The 18,617-nt window shown below is 62.5% G+C and carries 9 protein-coding genes and 1 tRNA gene; 8 read left to right on the top strand and 2 right to left on the bottom strand.

Going from position 1 to position 18,617, the window contains the following annotated elements:
• Positions 1-4: 4 nt before the first annotated feature.
• Both KHO53_RS07570 and KHO53_RS07565 read right to left on the bottom strand, forming a co-directional pair.
• Positions 5-6,370, bottom strand: coding sequence for a DUF5801 repeats-in-toxin domain-containing protein (locus KHO53_RS07570; protein ID WP_249684280.1), 6,366 nt, complete (start codon positions 6,368-6,370; stop codon positions 5-7).
• A gap of 357 nt (positions 6,371-6,727) precedes the next feature.
• Positions 6,728-8,104 carry an aminotransferase-like domain-containing protein gene (locus KHO53_RS07565; RefSeq protein WP_213570158.1) on the bottom strand — a complete coding sequence of 459 codons (1,377 nt, stop codon included), beginning with the start codon at positions 8,102-8,104 and terminating at the stop codon, positions 6,728-6,730.
• A 390-nt stretch (positions 8,105-8,494) separates the two neighbouring features.
• Between KHO53_RS07565 and KHO53_RS07560 the strand changes: the two genes are divergently transcribed.
• The 8 genes from KHO53_RS07560 to KHO53_RS07525 all read left to right on the top strand — a co-directional run bounded on the left by KHO53_RS07560 (position 8,495) and on the right by KHO53_RS07525 (position 18,616).
• The gene (locus tag KHO53_RS07560) at positions 8,495-9,247 is read left to right on the top strand and encodes an SDR family NAD(P)-dependent oxidoreductase (protein WP_010222811.1); all 753 of its coding nucleotides are present in this window, start codon (positions 8,495-8,497) and stop codon (positions 9,245-9,247) included.
• 164 nt (positions 9,248-9,411) lie between these two features.
• Positions 9,412-12,477 (top strand): formate dehydrogenase-N subunit alpha, encoded by a 3,066-nt coding sequence (gene fdnG / locus KHO53_RS07555; RefSeq protein ID WP_213570157.1) that lies wholly within the window; start codon positions 9,412-9,414, stop codon positions 12,475-12,477.
• Complete coding sequence (gene fdxH, locus KHO53_RS07550; protein ID WP_159389228.1) at positions 12,477-13,427, top strand: formate dehydrogenase subunit beta; 951 nt, start codon at positions 12,477-12,479, stop codon at positions 13,425-13,427. The genes fdnG and fdxH overlap by 1 nt, the downstream gene beginning before the upstream one ends.
• On the top strand, positions 13,424-14,077 hold the full coding sequence (locus tag KHO53_RS07545) for a formate dehydrogenase subunit gamma (RefSeq protein WP_213570156.1): 654 nt from the start codon (positions 13,424-13,426) through the stop codon (positions 14,075-14,077). The genes fdxH and KHO53_RS07545 overlap by 4 nt, the downstream gene beginning before the upstream one ends.
• 4 nt (positions 14,078-14,081) lie before the next feature.
• Positions 14,082-15,005, top strand: a complete 924-nt coding sequence (gene fdhE / locus KHO53_RS07540; protein WP_010222817.1) for a formate dehydrogenase accessory protein FdhE — start codon at positions 14,082-14,084, stop codon at positions 15,003-15,005.
• A gap of 159 nt (positions 15,006-15,164) precedes the next feature.
• Positions 15,165-16,595, top strand: coding sequence for an L-seryl-tRNA(Sec) selenium transferase (gene selA, locus KHO53_RS07535; protein WP_159389227.1), 1,431 nt, complete (start codon positions 15,165-15,167; stop codon positions 16,593-16,595).
• Positions 16,592-18,511: a selenocysteine-specific translation elongation factor gene (gene selB, locus KHO53_RS07530; RefSeq protein ID WP_213570155.1), complete on the top strand. Its 1,920-nt coding sequence runs from the start codon at positions 16,592-16,594 to the stop codon at positions 18,509-18,511. Before selA ends, selB begins: the two co-directional genes overlap by 4 nt.
• Before the next feature lie 9 nt (positions 18,512-18,520).
• A tRNA-Sec gene (locus tag KHO53_RS07525) sits at positions 18,521-18,616 on the top strand.
• Position 18,617 lies beyond the last annotated feature (1 nt).

Below are 18,617 nucleotides of genomic sequence, written 5' to 3'. Positions count from 1 at the left end.
TGCCTCAGGCGCCGCCAAACACAATGTCGCTATTGAGCAGATCGACCCCGACCAAGGTGATGGTCGTTGTCTGTCCGCCCGCCTCGGCAACCGTCACGATGCTGTCTGCACCGCTGTTGTTGATCGATTGGACAACGGCGTTCTGGTCGCCGTTGAGCACCAGCGTGTCGCGCAGGCTTAGGCTCGCATCGAAGCCGGTGACCTGGTACAGGTTCTCGGCGACAGACAGATCGATGTTGAAGGCATCCCGCTCACCGCCCGTGCCGACTAGGATGAAGTCGAACGTTGCGTTGGCCGCCTCGTTGGCGAACAGGTTGGCGTCGAACGCACTGGTCGCCGTGTCCCCGTCTTTGTCCGTCAGCGTCGCATTGAACGCCAGCTTGATATCGCTGGCCAGGTTCTCGCTCTGCTGAATGAACTGGATCACCGGGATCTTGATCTCGCCCCTGGCCATCGTCAGCTGCACCGCATCGATCAGCGCCGTGCCCTGCTTCTCAATGAGGAAGGATACCTGCCCGCCAGCCTCCGGCGTCAGGGTGTTGACCTCGATGAGGTTCGAGAACGTGCCATCCTCGTAGTAGATCCTGTAGTACAGGTCTTCTGTTGCCGTAGTGTATCCCCCCACGGAGTTGTCGATGAACACCTTCATGGCTGTCAGCAAGCTCTCCGGGTTGATGACGAAACTTTCATCGGCAGCGCTGATGGCCGCCAGGTTGTCTCCTTGGAAAAGGTTGTTGGCGACGCCGATGCCGGATGTGCTGACGTTCATGGACGCGGGGTCGATGTACGCGGGCAAGGGGTCGGTCTGTAGCACCGTTTCGAGGGGGTCGGGTTTCCCCAGCCCAATGCCGGTCAGGATGTCCGCCGTTGACGCAAGCGCCTTGGCGGAAAAGAACACAATCTCCTCGGAGGGCGAAGGGATAGTCAGGTCAGCCGGCTCTGGAATCAACAAGGTGCGTACGGGGTCCGGGCCGCCGGCAGCGAGCGCGCCGTCGGCACTGCTGAGCATGATCGTCGAGCCGAAGCCTTGCACCAGATCCAGTGCATAGCTGCCATTGGCAAAGGCGGTCAGCGTGTAGTCGACGGTGGTGTTCGCCGTTGCTGCGTTGTTGTCGAAGTCACCGGTCAAGGTCCCGGCGAACTGGTACGCACCATTGACGTCCGGCGAGGGCACCAGCTCGGTGAGCGTGCCGGTCCCGGTCGTGGTCGTGTTGTCGGGCCTGACGAGGGTGAACTGGCCATTGACCAACGAGATGTTCAATCCCGTCGTCCCCAGCCCATCGGCGCCGGCCGACTTGCTCCAGAAGCCGTATTGCGCAAGGACGCTACCGGTCCCGATCAGGTTGCCGAATGCGAGTGCCGGGCCGTCGTCCTTGATCACCAGGTTCTGCCCGATATTGAGGGTGGCCTGGGCGCTGTCGCCGTCCCTGTCGGTCTTGGTTACCGTCAGGGTCACCAGGTTGTCCGAGGCCAGGCTGGTCGAATCATCCGGATTGGTCGCGTCGGGATGGATCACGGCGCGGAGCTGGTCGAGGGTGACGTCACCGCTGGCGGCAACGCTGACGGTGAGCACCAGTTGATTGGTCGTCGCCGTGCGGCCTTCGACCACGCCGCCGTTGAGCGACAGGTTGACTGCCTCACCGGTGGCAGAGTCGGTCAGCCCGGAGGCCCCCGCTACCACGCCCAGCGCATAGGCCAGGGTGCCAGCGCCATCGGCACCAAACGCCGAGCTGAAGTTGGCGGCGAAGTTCTGCGTGGCGTTGGTCGCCAGCACCGTTTCATCGACTGTCAGTGTCGGCTCAGTGCCGGTGGTGCTGATGCTCGGCCCGTCGTCCTTGAACACCAGGTTTTGCCCGATGTTTAACGTGGCCTGGGCACTGTCGCCATCCTTGTCGGTTTTGGTCGCCGTCAGGGTCACCAGGTTGTCCGAGGTCAAACTGGTGGAATCATCCGGATTGGTGGTGTTGGAATGCACTACGGCGCGGAGCTGGTCGAGGGTGACGTCACCGTTGGCGGCGACGCTGACGGTGAACACCAGTTGATTGGTCGTCGCCGTGCGGCCTTCGACTACTGTGCCATTAAGCGACAGGTTGACCGCCTCACCGCTGGCGGTGTCGGTCAGTCCGGAGGCCCCGGCCACCACGCCCAGCGCATAGGTCAGGGTGCCGGCGCCATCGGCGCCAAACGCCGAGGTGAAGTTGGCGGCGAAGTTCTGCGTGGCGTTGGTCGCCAGCACCGTTTCGTCCACTGTCAGTGTCGGCTCCGTACCGGTGGTGTTGATGCTTGGCCCATCATCCTTGAACACCAGGTTTTGCCCGATATTCAGAGTGGCCTGGGCGCTGTCACCGTCCCTGTCGGTCTTGGTTGCCGTCAGGGTCACCAGGTTGTCGGAGGTCAGGCTGGTCGAATCATCCGGATTGGTGGTGTTGGGATGCACTACGGCGCGAAGCTGATCGAGGGTGACATCACCGTTGGCGGCAACGCTGACGGTGAACACCAATTGGTTGGTCGTCGCCGTGCGGCCTTCGACCACGCCGCCGTTGAGCGACAGGTTCACCGCCTCATTCGTAGCCGTGTCGGTCAGCCCGGAAGCCCCGGCCACCACGCCCAGCGCATAGGTCAGCGTACCGGCGCCATCGGCGCCAAATGCCGAGCTGAAGTTGGCGGCAAAACTCTGCGTGGCGTTGGTTGCCAGTACCGTTTCATCGACTGTCAGTATCGGCTCGGTGCCGGTGGTGTTGATGCTTGGCCCGTCATCCTTGAACACCAGGTTCTGCCCGATGTTGAGGGTGGCCTGGGCGCTGTCGCCATCCCTGTCGGTTTTGGTTGCCGTCAGGGTGACCAGGTTATCGGAGGTCAGGCTGGTGGAGTCATCCGGATTGGTGGTGTTGGTATGGACCACGGCGCGGAGCTGGTCGAGGGTGACGTCACCGTTGGCGGCGACGCTGACGGTGAACACCAGTTGATTGGTCGTGGCCGTGCGGCCCTCCACCACGCCGCCATTGAGCGACAGGTTGACCGCCTCATTAGTGGCCGTGTCGGTCAGCCCGGAGGCCCCCGCTACCACGCCCAGCGCATAGGTCAGCGTGCCGGCGCCATCGGCGCCGAACGCCGAGCTGAAGTTGGCGGCAAAACTCTGCGTGGCGTTGGTTGCCAGTACCGTTTCATCGACTGTTAGTATCGGTTCGGTGCCGGTGGTGTTGATGCTTGGCCCATCATCTTTGAACACCAGGTTTTGCCCGATGTTGAGGGTCGCTTGGGCACTGTCGCCCTCCCTGTCGGTCTTGGTTGCCGTCAGGGTGACCAGGTTGTCCGAGGTCAGGCTGGTGGAATCATCAGGATTGGTGGTGTTGGGATGCACTACGGCGCGAAGCTGATCGAGGGTGACGTCACCGTTGGCGGCGACGCTGACGGTGAACACCAGTTGATTGGTCGTGGCCGTGCGGCCCTCCACCACGCCTCCGTTGAGCGACAGGTTGACCGCCTCATTAGTGGCCGTGTCGGTCAGCCCGGAGGCCCCCGCTACCACGCCCAGCGCATAGGTCAGGGTGCCGGCGCCATCGGCGCCGAACGCCGAGCTGAAGTTGGCGGCGAAGTTCTGCGTGGCGTTGGTTGCCAGTACCGTTTCATCGACTGTCAGCACCGGCTCGGTGCCGGTGGTGTTGATGCTCGGGCCGTCATCCTTGAACACCAGGTTCTGCCCGATGTTCAGGGTGGCTTGGGCACTGTCGCCGTCCCTGTCGGTCTTGGTTGCCGTCAGAGTGACCAGGTTGTCGGAGGTCAAACTGGTGGAATCATCCGGATTGGTGGTGTTGGAATGCACTACGGCGCGGAGCTGGTCGAGGGTGACGTCACCGTTGGCGGCGACGCTGACGGTGAACACCAATTGGTTGGTCGTGGCCGTGCGGCCTTCCACCACTGTGCCATTGAGCGACAGGTTCACCGCCTCATTCGTGGCCGTGTCGGTCAGCCCGGAAGCCCCGGCTACCACGCCCAGCGCATAGGTCAGCGTGCCAGCGCCATCGGCGCCAAATGCCGAGCTGAAGTTGGCGGCGAAGTTCTGTGTGGCGTTGGTCGCCAGTACGGTTTCGTCCACCGTCAGCGTCGGCTCAGTGCCGGTGGTGCTGATACTTGGCCCATCATCCTTGAACACCAGGTTCTGCCCGATATTCAGGGTGGCCTGGACGCTGTCGCCATCCCTGTCGGTTTTGGTTGCCGTCAGGGTCACCAGGTTGTCCGAGGTCAAACTGGTGGAATCATCCGGATTGGTGGTGTCGGAATGCACTACGGCGCGAAGCTGGTCGAGGGTGACGTCACCGTTGGCGGCAACGCTGACGGTGAACACCAGTTGGTTGGTCGTGGCCGTGCGGCCTTCCACCACTGTGCCATTGAGCGACAGGTTGACTGCCTCATTAGTGGCCGTGTCGGTCAGCCCGGAGGCCCCGGCTACCACGCCCAGCGCATAGGTCAGCGTACCGGCGCCATCGGCGCCAAACGCCGAGGTGAAGTTGGCGGCAAAACTCTGCGTGGCGTTGGTCGCCAGTACGGTTTCATCGACTGTCAGTATCGGCTCTGTGCCGGTGGTGCTGATGCTCGGGCCATCGTCCTCGAAGATTATCTTCGAGCCGATTTCGGCTTTCGCAATAGAGACTTGGAGCAGCTTGAAGCCACCGATATCGAAATCGGCATGGTTAGTGCCCTTGGCGTCGATGGCCGCGCCGTTCTCGATGAGCACGCGGTTGTGGTCTGCCGTTGTGGTGTATTCAATCTTGTAGCCGGCTTTAACGCCGGTGATGGTCGCAACCCCGGAAGCAAAGCTGATGACAATGGCCGGATCATTCGCCGAGCCGTCCGAGTTTTCGATCACCAGCCCGGTGCTGATGTTGATAACGCGAACATTGCCGATTGCAACCGACGCATCACCCACATAGCCGTTGATGAAATTCGCGCCAGGTTCCGCAGCGGTGCTGAATGCGCTGATTTTTACCACCGCGCTCTTGCCGCTTTGCAACTGCACGACGTCGAACGTGGCCGACCTCGTATTGAAGACATTGGTGAAGTCGATGTTGGCTTCAACATCTGCTTCGTTCTGATCCAGGTTGGGAATGGTCACATTCTGCCTGGCACCGGTGACGAACGAAAAGCGGATGCCTTCCTGTTCCGTAATCATCTGGTTGTTGGTGCCGAAGGTGGTCGGGCCACCCGCCTGGCTGGTATTGATTGTGTCGCCCGTCGTTATATTGGCGCCGCTTGACTGGTCGGCGGGGTTCTTGCCGGTGGCGATAATGGTCGGGTCCGTGATCCGCAAGACCCCACCGACGTCGACAACGGTCGGGGTCGCCGTCGTGAACATCAGGAACAGGTTCTGCCCGGAGGGCGCATTGGCCAGGCTGAATACCAAATCCTGGCTAGCACCGATGAACACCTTGTTCAGCAGGTTGAGGGCATCGTCCGGGTTACTGGCGTCCGGATGCTTGAGCGGCTGGTATTCCACGGTCCATATCTTGCCGCCGGTGACCGGCGATCCGCTTTCTTGAATGTAGGCCGCGAACACGATCGCGCCGGCTGGGCCCCCGGCTCGGCCCAGCAGGATGTTGTTGTTGGTATCGGTATAGAGAAGGATATCGGTGCCATTGAGGGTATCGAGTCCGCTGTCCAGGCCATTGAGCGGTGCGCCAGAGGTGCCGACGAAGCTGATATCGGTAATGCTGCCGCCGGGTGCCGCGGTGATGGTGAACGCATCACTGCCGGTGTTGCCCACCGCACCCGTATAGCCACTCAAGGCTGCACCCGCTGCGGTACCTGCCCCCAGCGCTGTCAAGCGAGTAGTGAAGGCCGAGGGTAGCGCCGTGAGCAGAATGTCATTGTCGTCAGCGTCTCCTGCAGGGATTGCGGTGGCCGTGCTGTTCTGCAACCCGGCGGTTTCGTCCAGCGTAACGTTCACACCCGTCGCCACGATACTCAGGGCGCTGTCGGTAAACGACGTTGTCGCGACAACGTCATCACTGGTACCGAACTGACTATCTGCACCTGCAGAGGCCGCGGTGAGCAGGAACGTTGCGCCTGCCGAGTCGTCGGGGTTCACGTACCACGAGGTCGTGACGCTGCCGTTGACTTGGCCGTCGAGATCGCCGGCACCGCCGTCGGTCACATACCAAGGCTCATGTCCCTCGCCGGTGTTGGTATCGAGTACATCGTCGGGCGTGCCCCACACGTTATCCGCGCCGGGGCCAGTGGCGTGCTCCACTTCGAGCGCCACTGTGCTGCCGGCGGCGAAGCCGCTGGCGGTGATGATGGCCGTGCTGCCGGGGGCGTAGTCTGCTTGATCAGTAGTGACGGTTGGCGTTTGTAGGGAGGGTGGATCGCTCATGAAGGTATTGCTTTGGTCTTTACTCGCGACGGCGTCCTGATGGGGGGGGGGCAGATCGGTACTGCTGTCACCGGTCAGGTCGCTCGTGGGTTTTATTATTTTTTTGCGTGTAGTCATGACTTTCTCCTGAGCAATTCCAGGCATAGGCGCCGGATCGTGGACCTACTACTGGTACATGCCGCAACTATGGATAAGCGCCGGAGCTCGCGCATCGGCCGATACTCCCAGGCGAGATGGGAGTTTCGGACTACTTGGGAGGGGTAATGAGATGACGAAGGTGTCAGGGTGTCGAAACGCAAACAAAAGCCGCAGCCGGTAACTGGCTGCGGCTTGCTTGTGGGTTTTGCCAATGTGGCATCAATAGAACAGGCGGGGCTCCGGAGAGGCCAGCAAGCTGGCCAGCTTGGTCAGGGCAAAGCCCAGTTCGGCGCGGCTCGGGGCCATCAGGGCAATGCGTACTCCGCTCGTCGCGGTGGTGCGCTGGGCCAGGAACTGACTGCCGCTGACTACTGTTACGCCGTGGGCCCGGGCCAGGTTGGCAAATTCGTCGCAGGTCCAGGGCTCAGGCAACTCCAGCCAGATATGGAAGCTGTTGGGCTGGCTGCGAATCCGATAACCGCCAAGAATGTCCCTGGCCATTTGCTGCCGAGCGGCGGCCTCTTGCTGTTGCACCTTGACCAGTTGTTCGCCCATGCCGCTGTTGATCAGGTTGCTGGCCAGTTGTGCCATCAGCGGCGAAGGCATCCACACGCTGCTGCGTACCATCGACGACAGGCGCGAGAGGGTTTCAGGGGGCGCATACAGGTAGCCGATGCGCAGTGCCGGCAGAATGCTTTTCGACAGGCTGGTCAGGTAGATGGAGCGCTCGGGAGCATAGGCCGAGATCGGCTTGTGCACCGGTTGGGCCTCCAGGAACCCGTAAATGTCATCGTCAATGATGAACACATCATGTTCACGGGCAATCTGGGCAATTGCCTCGCGGCGCTCCGCGGGCATGATCGAGTTGGTCGGGTTCTGGTGGGTGGTCACGCACACCAGCAGTGCCGGACGGTGTTCGATGCAGGCGGCCCGGAAGGCGTCGGGCAGCAGGCCGAACTCGTCGATCTGCACGCCCTTGAGGCGTCGATCCAGGCTGTGGGCCAGGGAGATGATCCCGGGGTAGCAATGCGCTTCGCAGAGAATCACGTCATTGGTGTTCGACAGGCTACTGATCGCCACCAGCAAGCCATGCTGCGCGCCAGACGTGAGGATGATCTGCTGCCACCGTGCCTCTGGCAGGCTGCGTTGTACCCAGCGGGCACCGGCTTGCTTGTGCACGGTATGACCACCGTCGGTGGTGTAGTCCAGAACGCGGCTCAAATCCGCTGACTGCGCGAGTTCGGTAATCGCATCCCGTAGCCATCCGCCCGTGTCGGCGTCATTGGGCTTGATGATCGACAGGTCGATCTGGGCGCTGTCGGTGCTGGTGCCCGGCGTGGGCGAGGCCGGCCTGGCATTGGCTTGCAGGACAAATGTCCCGCGTCCGACTTCACCAATTACCAGCCCGCGCTTGGCCGCCTCGTCATAGGCGCGACCAATGGTGCCGGGGGTGACTTTCAGGGTTTCAGCCAGGTCCTTGAGTGTTGGCAGCCGATCGCCCGGGCTCAGGTGCCCGGTACTGATGTCCTGCTCCAGGGCATCGGCAATCATCAGGTAAACCGGCTGCGCATGGCCGCTGTATTGAGGAACCCACATAGGTAAAGCACCAGAATCTACATGAGCGCGCAAGCCTAGCATGAAAGCCTTGATTAAGAGTAATCGAGGGGTAATCGAGTCTTTTTGAATGCATTTAATCTGGTTTTCGTCTGCCTGCTCTCGCCTGGAAACTGTTATGAAAGCAACGGCAGTGTGAAAATTCACTGTCATTAATATCAATATAAATCAATTAGTTGGATGTTGTTTTCGGCAGTATGCAAGGTCGCGGCGACAGAAATAAATTGAGTCGATTTTGTTTCTGTTATTACAATGATTGAGTCGATTCAATCGCTTCTGATGATCGATGCATTAACCGCATTGAGCTGGCAACACACGGGATTCGTGTGAGCGAAATACCTGACCTGAACTGCTGATAAAGGGGAAAACCGCATGAAAACCGCATTTGTGACCGGCGCATCGGCCGGTTTTGGCAAAGCCATCTGTCGCCAACTGATCGCCGAAGGTTACCGGGTCATCGGCGGCGCACGCCGCATGGACAAACTCATGCAGCTGGGGCAGGAGCTTGGCGAACACTTCATCCCGCTGGCGCTGGATGTAAGCGACAAGGCATCGCTGGACAAGGCAATCGGGCAGATCAATCAAGCCTCGTTGTCTATCGATGTCCTGGTAAACAACGCCGGCCTGGCGCTGGGCATCGAGCGCGCGCAACAGTGCGACCCCCAGAACTGGGAACGGATGATCGCCACCAACATCACCGGCCTTGCCCTGATCACCCAACGCATCCTGCCGAGGATGGTCGAGGCCAATAGCGGGCTGATCATCAATATCGGCTCGATTGCCGGCACCTACCCGTATCCGGGGGGCAATGTGTATGGCGCCAGCAAGGCCTTCGTCAAACAGTTCAGCCTGAACCTGCGCGCCGACCTGGCCGGTACCCGGGTGCGGGTGAGCAATATCGAGCCGGGCCTGTGTTCAGGGACCGACTTCTCGGTGGTGCGCCTGAACGGCAACATGGAAGCGGTCGAAGCGCTGTATAAAGATGTCGAGGCCATTCGCCCCGAGGACATTGCCAATACCGTGTCCTGGATTGCCCGGCAACCCGAGCATCTGAACATCAACTCGATCGAGATCATGCCGGTGGCCCAGAGCAGCGCTGCGCTCAACGTCGTGCGCAACCTGTAGCGGGGCGAACAGGGTGATGCCGGCGGCAATGAGCCATTTTCAGCACGCTGGTCAGGAATCTTGACTACAGTATCAACTGGTGACTGCCAGTAATGTCGCCACCGTGATCGTTCAAGCGACGCCGGCAACGCACCGCGCGTCCACCACCTGATCAGGAGTGCACGATGGATCTCAACCGTCGGCAGTTCTTCAAGGTCGCAGCAGTTGGCCTTGGAGGCTCGAGTCTGGCGGCGTTGGGCATGGCCCCGACACCTGCCTTCGCCGAGCAGGTGCGCCACTTCAAGCTGGCGCACACCAAAGAAACCCGCAACACCTGCCCCTACTGCTCGGTCGGCTGCGGCCTGATCATGTACAGCCAGGGTGATGCGGCCAAGAACGTGGCGCAGAACATCATCCATATCGAAGGCGACGCCGACCATCCGGTGAACCGCGGTACGCTGTGCCCGAAAGGCGCCGGCCTGCTCGATTTTATCCACAGCCCCAGCCGTTTGCAGTACCCCCAGGTGCGCAAGGCGGGAAGCAACGAGTGGACGCGGATTTCCTGGGATGACGCGCTTGACCGTGTCGCCGACCTGATGAAAGCCGACCGTGACGCCAACTTCATCGAGAAAAATGCCCAGGGCCAGACCGTCAACCGTTGGCTGAGCGTAGGCTTCCTGGCCGCCTCGGCGTCTTCCAATGAAGCCGGCTACATGACCCACAAGGTCATTCGCAGCCTTGGCATGCTGGGGTTCGATAACCAGGCACGTGTCTGACATGGCCCGACGGTGGCAAGTCTTGCCCCGACGTACGGCCGTGGAGCCATGACCAACCACTGGACCGATATCGCCAACGCGAATCTGATCCTGGTGATGGGTGGCAACGCTGCAGAAGCCCATCCCTGTGGCTTCAAATGGGTGACCGAGGCCAAGGCCCACAACAAGGCCCGTCTGATCGTGGTCGACCCGCGTTTTACCCGAACCGCGTCGGTGGCCGACTATTACGCGCCAATCCGCACCGGCAGTGATATTGCCTTCATGGGTGGGTTGATCAATTTCCTGCTGAGCAACGACAAGATCCAGCACGAGTACGTGCGCAACTACACCGATGTGTCGTTTATCGTCAAAGCCGGTTTCAGTTTCGAAGACGGCCTGTTCAGTGGTTACGACGCGGCCAAGCGCAGTTACACCGACAAGTCCGGCTGGGGCTACGAAATCGGCGAGGACGGCTTTGCCAAGGTCGACCCGACGCTGCAGGACCCACGCTGTGTCTACCAGTTGATGAAGCAGCACTACAGCCGCTACACCCTGGAACTGGCCAGCCAGATCTGCGGTATGCCGGCCGACAGCATGCGCAAGATCTGGGAAGAGATCGCTACTTGCTCGCAACCGGGCAAGACCATGACGATTCTTTATGCCCTGGGCTGGACTCAGCATTCGATCGGCTCGCAGATCATCCGCAGTGCCGCCATGGTCCAGTTGCTACTGGGCAACGTCGGCATGCCGGGTGGCGGAGTCAACGCCTTGCGTGGGCACTCCAATATCCAGGGGCTGACAGACCTTGGGCTGTTGTCCAACCTGCTGCCCGGTTACCTGACCCTGCCCGCGGATGCGGAGCAAGACTACAACGCCTACATCGCCAAGCGTGCGCCCAAGGCACTGCGGCCGGGGCAGCTGTCCTACTGGCAGAACTATGGCAAGTTCCATGTCAGCCTGATGAAGGCCTGGTATGGCGCCAACGCCACGGTCGAGAACAACTGGGGCTATGACTACCTGCCGAAGCTGGATATCCCCGGTTACGACGTGTTGAAAATGTTCGACATGATGGCCAAGGAGCAGGTCAACGGTTACTTCTGCCAGGGCTTCAATCCGATTGCCGCCTTGCCCGACAAGAACCGTGTTACCGCCGCCCTGAGCAAGCTCAAGTGGCTGGTGGTGATGGACCCACTGGCCACCGAGACCTCGGAGTTCTGGCGCAATGCCGGGCCGTTCAACGATGTCGAAACGGCCAGTATCCAGACCGAAGTCATTCGCCTGCCCACCACCTGCTTTGCCGAGGAGGATGGCTCGCTGGTCAACAGCAGCCGCTGGTTGCAATGGCACTGGAAGGGCGCCGAAGGGCCGGGACAGGCGCGTACCGACGTGCGCATCATGAGCGAGCTGTTCCTGCGCCTGCGCGAGCGTTATCAGCGCGACGGCGGCGCTTGGGCCGAGTCGATCCTCAAGCTCAACTGGCCCTACAAGGTGCCCGAAGAACCGACGCCGGAAGAAATCGCCAAGGAGTTCAGTGGCTACGCCGTGGCCGATGTCACCGATGCCTCGGGGGCGCAGGTCAAGGCCGGGCAGCAACTGGCCGGCTTCGCCCAGCTCAAGGACGATGGCAGCACCGCCTCCGGTTGCTGGATTTTCTCTGGCAGCTGGACCGAGCAGGGTAACCAGATGGCCCGGCGCGACAACGCCGACCCGTACGGGATGAAGCAAAACCTGGGCTGGGCCTGGGCCTGGCCGATGAACCGGCGGATTCTCTACAACCGTGCCTCGGCCGACCCTCAAGGCAAGCCGTGGGCGCCGAACAAGCGCCTGGTGTGGTGGAACGGCAAGGCGTGGGGTGGCACCGATGTGCCGGACTTCAAGGTTGATGCGGCGCCGGAGTCGGGGATGAACCCGTTCATCATGAACCCCGAAGGGGTCGCGCGCTTCTTTGCCCTGGACAAGATGGCCGAAGGGCCATTCCCCGAGCATTACGAGCCGTTCGAGACGCCAATCGGGATCAACCCGTTGCACCCGAACAACAAGCAGGCGACCAGCAACCCGGCCGGGCGGGTGTTCGATTCGGTGTGGGACAGCCTGGGGCAAGCCAAGGACTTCCCTTACGCGGCCACCAGCTACCGCCTGACCGAGCACTTCCACTTCTGGACCAAGCACTGTCCGATCAACGCCGTGACCCAGCCCGAGCAGTTTGTCGAGATCGGCGAAGCCCTGGCCAAGGAGAAGGGTATCGCCGCCGGTGACCGGGTACGGGTCTCCTGCAAGCGTGGGCATATCGAGGCAGTCGCGGTGGTGACCAAGCGGATTCGTCCGCTGCAGGTCAACAACCAGACCGTGCACCAGATCGGCATTCCGTTGCACTGGGGGTTTACCGGGGTAACCCGGCACGGCTACCTGACCAACACCCTGGTGCCGTTCCTCGGTGATGGCAACACCCAGACCCCGGAATCGAAGTCGTTCCTGGTCAATGTGGAGAAAATCTGATGGCCAGCCAAGACATCATCGCCCGTTCGGCCACCACCACCGCCCCTTCGTCGATCCGTCAGCAGGAGGAAGTGGCCAAGCTGATCGACACCACCAAGTGCATCGGATGCAAAGCCTGCCAGGTGGCCTGTTCGGAATGGAACGAGCTGCGTGACGAGGTCGGTCACAACCATGGCACCTACGACAACCCACAGGACCTGAGCGCCGAGACCTGGACCCTCATGCGCTTCACCGAGCACGAGACCGACGAGGGCAACCTGGAGTGGCTGATCCGCAAGGACGGCTGCATGCACTGCGCCGAGCCTGGGTGCCTGAAGGCCTGCCCGAGCCCGGGGGCGATCATCAAGCATGCCAACGGCATCGTCGACTTCAACCAGGACCACTGCATCGGCTGCGGTTACTGCATCACCGGCTGCCCGTTCAATATCCCGCGGATCTCGCAGAAGGACCACAAGGCCTACAAGTGCACCCTGTGTTCCGACCGGGTGTCGGTGGGGCTGGAGCCGGCCTGCGTGAAAACCTGCCCGACCGGCGCCATTGTCTTTGGCAGCAAGCAGGACATGAAGGAGCATGCCGCCGAGCGCATCGTCGACCTCAAGTCGCGTGGCTTCGACAACGCTGGTTTGTATGACCCCGATGGTGTCGGCGGTACCCACGTGATGTATGTGCTGCATCACGCCGATACGCCACGCGTGTATGCCGGCCTTCCAGACCAGCCCATCATCAGCCCGCTGGTGGGTTTGTGGAAAGGCGTGACCAAGCCTCTGGCGCTGCTGGCCATGGGCGCGGCGGTGCTGGCCGGGTTCTTCCATTATGTGCGCGTCGGCCCGCAACGGGTCGAGGAAGACGAGCACCCCAGCCCGCCGGATACCAGCGTGCATGTGGTCGACCCTGCGGTGCATGTCTATGACCCGAACCGGCCAGGTGGGCAAGGGGAGGAACGACCATGAACGACAAACCGATCCAGCGCTACAACGCCAACGAGCGGACCAACCACTGGCTGGTGGCGATCCTCTTCATCATGGCCGCGTTGTCGGGGCTGGCGCTGTTTCACCCGGCGCTGTACTGGCTCAGCCATCTGTTCGGCGGCGGTCCCTGGACGCGCATATTGCATCCGTTCATGGGCGTGTTGATGTTCGTGTTCTTTCTTGGCCTGGTGCTGCGTTTCTGGCGGGCGAATTACTTTATCGCCAACGATCGCCTGTGGCTCAAACGCATCGACCGGGTAATGCGCAACGAAGAGGAGGGCGTACCGCCGATCGGCAAGTACAACCCCGGGCAAAAGCTGCTGTTCTGGACCTTGCTGCTGTGCATGCTGGTGCTGTTGATCAGCGGCGTGGTGATCTGGCGCGCTTACTTCAGCAGCTACTTCGGCATCGGCTCGATTCGCCTGGCGACCTTGCTGCACGCGCTGGCGGCGTTCGTGCTGGTGCTGAGCATCATCGTCCACATTTACGCGGGCATCTGGATCAAGGGTTCGGCCAGCGCCATGTTGCATGGCGGGGTCAGCCGCGCCTGGGCGAAAAAACACCATGAGCTGTGGTATCGGGAGGTGACCGGCGATAAACAACCGGAGCCGCTGATCAACAAAAAAGGATGAGCGCTTGAGCACCCTTCTTGAACCCGGGCAGATCGAAGCGGCGGCCAGTACGCCGCCGTTTCTGCACTTGCCGCCAAACAATCTGTTCACTCTGCGCGCACAGCGGCTGGAACAACTGGCTGCGGGCAACCCGCTGGCGGACTACCTGCGGCTGCTGGCCGGCCTGTGCCAGGTGCAGCAAAGCCTGCTGGATCAACCGCCTGTCGCGGCCCCCAGTGACATTGAACGCCAGCGCTTGTGTGTGGAGCACGGTTTGCCACCGCTGGCGGCCGACAGCCTGGTGCGCGAAGGCCGTTGGCTGGCCTATCTGCAAGCGTTGTTGCAGCGCTATCCGGCTTCGCATGGCGCTGTGGCGGATGCGGTGGCAGTACTGCAGCGTGCTGCCGACGAACAGCGCAAGCTGTGGGCCATCGCCTTGCTCACAGGCCAGTACAGCCTGGTACCGGCGGCGTTGGTGCCGTTTCTCGGCGCTGCGTTGCAGGCAGCCTGGAGCCATTGGTTGCTGAGCCTGCAGGGTGTCGAGTTGAAGGCGGCGGACAGCCTGTGCCAATGCCCGGCCTGTGGTTCACCGGCGATGGCCGGGGTGATCCGCCACCGCGGCAAATACAACGGCCTGCGTTACCTGGTGTGTTCGCTGTGTGCCTGCGAATGGCATGTGGTGCGGGTCAAGTGCGTGTACTGCGAGCAGAGCAAGGACCTGAAGTATTTCAGCTTCGAGGACGACCGCCATGCCAGCGCCAAGGCACCGCTGCAGGCCGAGTGCTGTCCGGGCTGCAACGCCTACCTCAAGCACATCTACCTGGAAAACGACGCCGATGCCGAAGCGCTGTCGGCCGACCTGGCCAGCCTGGCGCTGGATATGCGCCTGGATCAGGAAGGATTTCAGCGCCTGGCGCCGAACCTGTTGCTGGCGCCGGGAGGGGAGTGAGATAGGGTCTACACTGAGGTTTTGCCCATGCCACCCGAACCCTGTGGGAGCTGGCTTGCCCGCGATGCAGGCGCTGCGGTCCATCGCCAGGACGGTAGTGACGCCATCGCTGGTGAGCCAGCTCCCACTAGGTCAACGCTGAAGTTGAGAACCGTCTGAATGTCGTCCAACCTCGCCAAGCTCCCGACCCGCCTACCCTCCATCGACACCCTGTTGCGCCACCCCGCCAGCCTTGCGCTGGTCGACCGCTACGGCCGCGATGCGGTCCTGGCCAGCCTGCGCCAACTGCTCGACGACCTGCGCGACGATGTCAGGCTCGGTCAACTGGATGCCGCCGAGCTGGCCGCCCCCGTGCTGCTGGGCCGGGCTGCTGAGCGCCTTGCTGCCCAGCACCGCAGCCAGGTCCGCCGGGTGTTCAACCTCACCGGCACGGTGTTGCACACCAACCTGGGGCGGGCCTTGCTGCCCGAGGAGGCCATCGACGCCGTGCAACTGGCTGCCCGCTACCCGCTCAACCTTGAATTCGACCTGGCCAGTGGCAAGCGCGGCGACCGTGATGACCTGATCGAAGGCCTGATCCGCGAACTCACCGGTGCCGAGGCCGTCACCGTGGTCAACAACAATGCCGCTGCCGTCCTGCTGGCGCTCAACAGCCTGGGGGCGCGCAAGGAAGGGATCATCTCCCGCGGCGAACTGATCGAGATCGGCGGCGCTTTTCGTATTCCCGACATCATGGCCCGCGCCGGGGTCAAGCTGCATGAGGTGGGGACTACCAACCGCACGCACGCCCGCGATTACGAAGCGGCGATCGGCCCCCGCAGCGGCCTGTTGATGCGCGTGCACTGCAGCAATTACAGCATCCAGGGCTTCACCACCCAGGTACCGACGGCAGAACTGGCGCAGTTGGCCCATCGCCACGCTTTGCCGTTGCTGGAGGACCTGGGCAGCGGCAGTTTGCTCGACCTCACCCGCTGGGGCCTGCCGGCCGAACCTACTGTGCGCCAGGCGCTGGCCGATGGCGCCGATATCGTCACCTTCAGCGGCGACAAACTGCTGGGCGGGCCCCAGGCGGGGATCATCGTCGGGCGCAAGGACTTGATTGCGCGGATCAAGAAGAACCCGCTCAAACGCGCCTTGCGAGTCGACAAGCTGACCCTTGCGGCCCTCGAAGCTGTGCTGGGCCTGTACCGCAACCCGGACCAATTGGCCGCGCGCTTGCCGAGCCTGCGCCTGCTGACCCGGCCACAGGCCGAAATCCTCCAGCAGGCTGAACGCTTGGCGCCGGCATTGGCAAAAACGCTGGGCGAACAGTGGGCGGTCAGCGCAGAACCTGCGTTGGGCATGATCGGCAGTGGCAGCCAACCGGTGGCGCGCTTGCCGAGCGCGGCCTTGTGTGTACGCCCGCAGGTGTCCAAGCGCCTGCGTGGGCGCGCCTTGCATGGATTGGAAGCCGCGTTGCGGGCCCTGCCGCTTCCGGTGCTCGGGCGCATCGATGACGATGCCCTGTGGCTGGACCTGCGCCAACTGGATGACGAAGCCGGCTGGCTGGCGCAGTTGCCACAGTTGCAGTTGCCGCAGGTGCAGGTGTGATCGTCGGTACCGCCGGGCATATCGATCACGGCAAGACCGCCCTGCTCGAAGCCTTGACCGGCCAGGCCGGCGACCAGCGTCGGGAAGAGCGTGAGCGTGGCATGACCATCGACCTCGGTTATCGCTATGCCGCCTTGACCCCTGGCGCACCGCTAACCGGTTTCATTGACGTGCCTGGCCACGAGCGCTTTATCCACAACATGCTCGCTGGCGCCCAGGGTATCGACCTGGTGCTGCTGGTAGTGGCCGCCGATGACGGCGTGATGCCGCAGACTCGCGAGCATCTGGCGATTGTCGAACTGCTGGGCATTGCGCGTGCTCTGGTGGTGATCAGCAAGTGCGATCGGGTCGAGCCGCAGCGCGTGCAGGAGGTACAGACCCAGGTCAGCGTGTTGCTGGCCGCCGGGCCTTATGCGGGCGCGGCGCCGTTCATGGTTTCCAGCGTGACCGGCGAAGGTATCGAACCGCTGCGCCGGGCCTTGCTGGCGGCCCAGAGTGAAGTCAGCCAGCGCAGCCGCGAGGGCGGGTTTCGCCTGGCCATCGACCGCGCCTTTGCGGTGGCCGGAGCGGGCATCGTGGTCACCGGTACCGCCCTGGATGGGCGTGTGCAACTGGGCGACACCTTGCTGTTGGGCAAAACCGGCAAGCCGGTGCGGGTGCGCGGCCTGCATGCGCAGAACCAGCCGGCCACCGAAGCTCATGCCGGGCAGCGGGTCGCCTTGAACATCAGCGCCGAGCGCCTGCAGCTTGAGCATGTTCACCGCGGCGACTGGCTGCTCGCCGAGTGGCTGCATGCGCCGACCCAGCGCCTGGATATCGAGCTGCAGCTGCTGGCCAGCGAACTGCGCGCCTTCGAGCATTTCAGCCCGGTGCATGTGCACCTGGGCACCCAGGATGTCACGGCCCGGGTGGCCTTGTTGCAAGGCGAGCAGTTGCTGCCGGGCGCGCGCATGTTCGCTCAGTTGCTCACTAACGCGCCGCTGCAAGCGGTGCACGGTGATCGTTTGGTGCTGCGGGATCAGCGTGCGCAGCGCACCCTTGGCGGTGGTCGCGTGCTCGATCCCTTTGCGCCTGCTCGCCAGCGCCGCAGCGAGGCACGCCTGGCCCAGCTGCAGGCATTGGCGAGCGCCGACAGCCTGGAGCAGGCCTTGCCAGCGCTGCTCGCCTGTGATGATGGCGGGCTTGATCCACAGCGCCTGGAGCGTCAGTTCAACCGCCTGCGCAGCAGTTGGCAGTTGCCCGCCAATGCCCAGGTGATCGCCACCCGGCAAGGCCCGCTGCTGTTCACCCGTGAGCATTGGCAGGCGCTGCAAAACTCAGTGTTGGAGGGGCTGGCGCGCTTCCACACGCAGGAACCGGATCAGCTTGGCCCTGATCGTGACCGCTTGCGCCGCTTTGTTGCCCTGGCGCTGGAGCGTCCGGCATTCATCAGCCTGGTGGATGAGTTGCTCGCCGCCAACAGGATGAGTAGCAGCGGGCCGTGGCTGCATTTGCCGGAACATCGAATACGTCTTAGCGATGCGGATGCATTGCTGTGGAGCCAGTTGCAGCCGTTGCTGGTGGACGGCGCCTTCGATCCCCCCTGGGTACGTGACCTGGCCAAGGCGTTATCCGTCGATGAAGCCGAGGTGCGGGTGCTGCTGCGCAAGCTCGGCCGATTGGGGCAGGTGCATCAGGTGGTGCGCGATCTGTTCTATCCTGAGGCCACGATCCGGCAAATGGCGGCTATGCTCTTGCAGCTGGCCAGCGATGACCCGGTGGTGCAGGTCGCAGCGTTTCGCGATGTCTTGGGGATCGGCCGCAAACGCAGCGTGCAGATACTCGAGTACTTCGACCGCATCGGCCTGACCCGGCGTGTTGGTGATCGGCGGCAGATCCGCGCCGACAATGCCCTGGCGCAATCGCCCGGGCAGTAATCCGTACAAGGAAGGCAATCGCGCCCGGTGGCGCGGCCGGGCTTCAAACCCGGTTGGGGACGGCAGCCGTTCCCGGGCAGGTTCGACTCCCGCTGCCTTCCGCCAT

The sequence above is a fragment of the Pseudomonas sp. RC2C2 genome, assembly GCF_018390435.1.
Classification (GTDB): Bacteria; Pseudomonadota; Gammaproteobacteria; order Pseudomonadales; family Pseudomonadaceae; genus Aquipseudomonas; species Aquipseudomonas donghuensis.
This window is presented reverse-complemented; position numbering and strand designations above follow the sequence as displayed.

Bases quoted from the DNA above. Each gene is read 5' to 3' on its own strand.
- KHO53_RS07570 (WP_249684280.1), bottom strand. From the start codon at position 6,370: ATGAGCGATCCACCCTCCCTACAAACGCCAACCGTCACTACTGATCAA.
- KHO53_RS07565 (WP_213570158.1), bottom strand. From the start codon at position 8,104: ATGTGGGTTCCTCAATACAGCGGCCATGCGCAGCCGGTTTACCTGATG.
- KHO53_RS07560 (WP_010222811.1), top strand. From the start codon at position 8,495: ATGAAAACCGCATTTGTGACCGGCGCATCGGCCGGTTTTGGCAAAGCC.
- fdxH (WP_159389228.1), top strand. From the start codon at position 12,477: ATGGCCAGCCAAGACATCATCGCCCGTTCGGCCACCACCACCGCCCCT.
- KHO53_RS07545 (WP_213570156.1), top strand. From the start codon at position 13,424: ATGAACGACAAACCGATCCAGCGCTACAACGCCAACGAGCGGACCAAC.
- selA (WP_159389227.1), top strand. From the start codon at position 15,165: ATGTCGTCCAACCTCGCCAAGCTCCCGACCCGCCTACCCTCCATCGAC.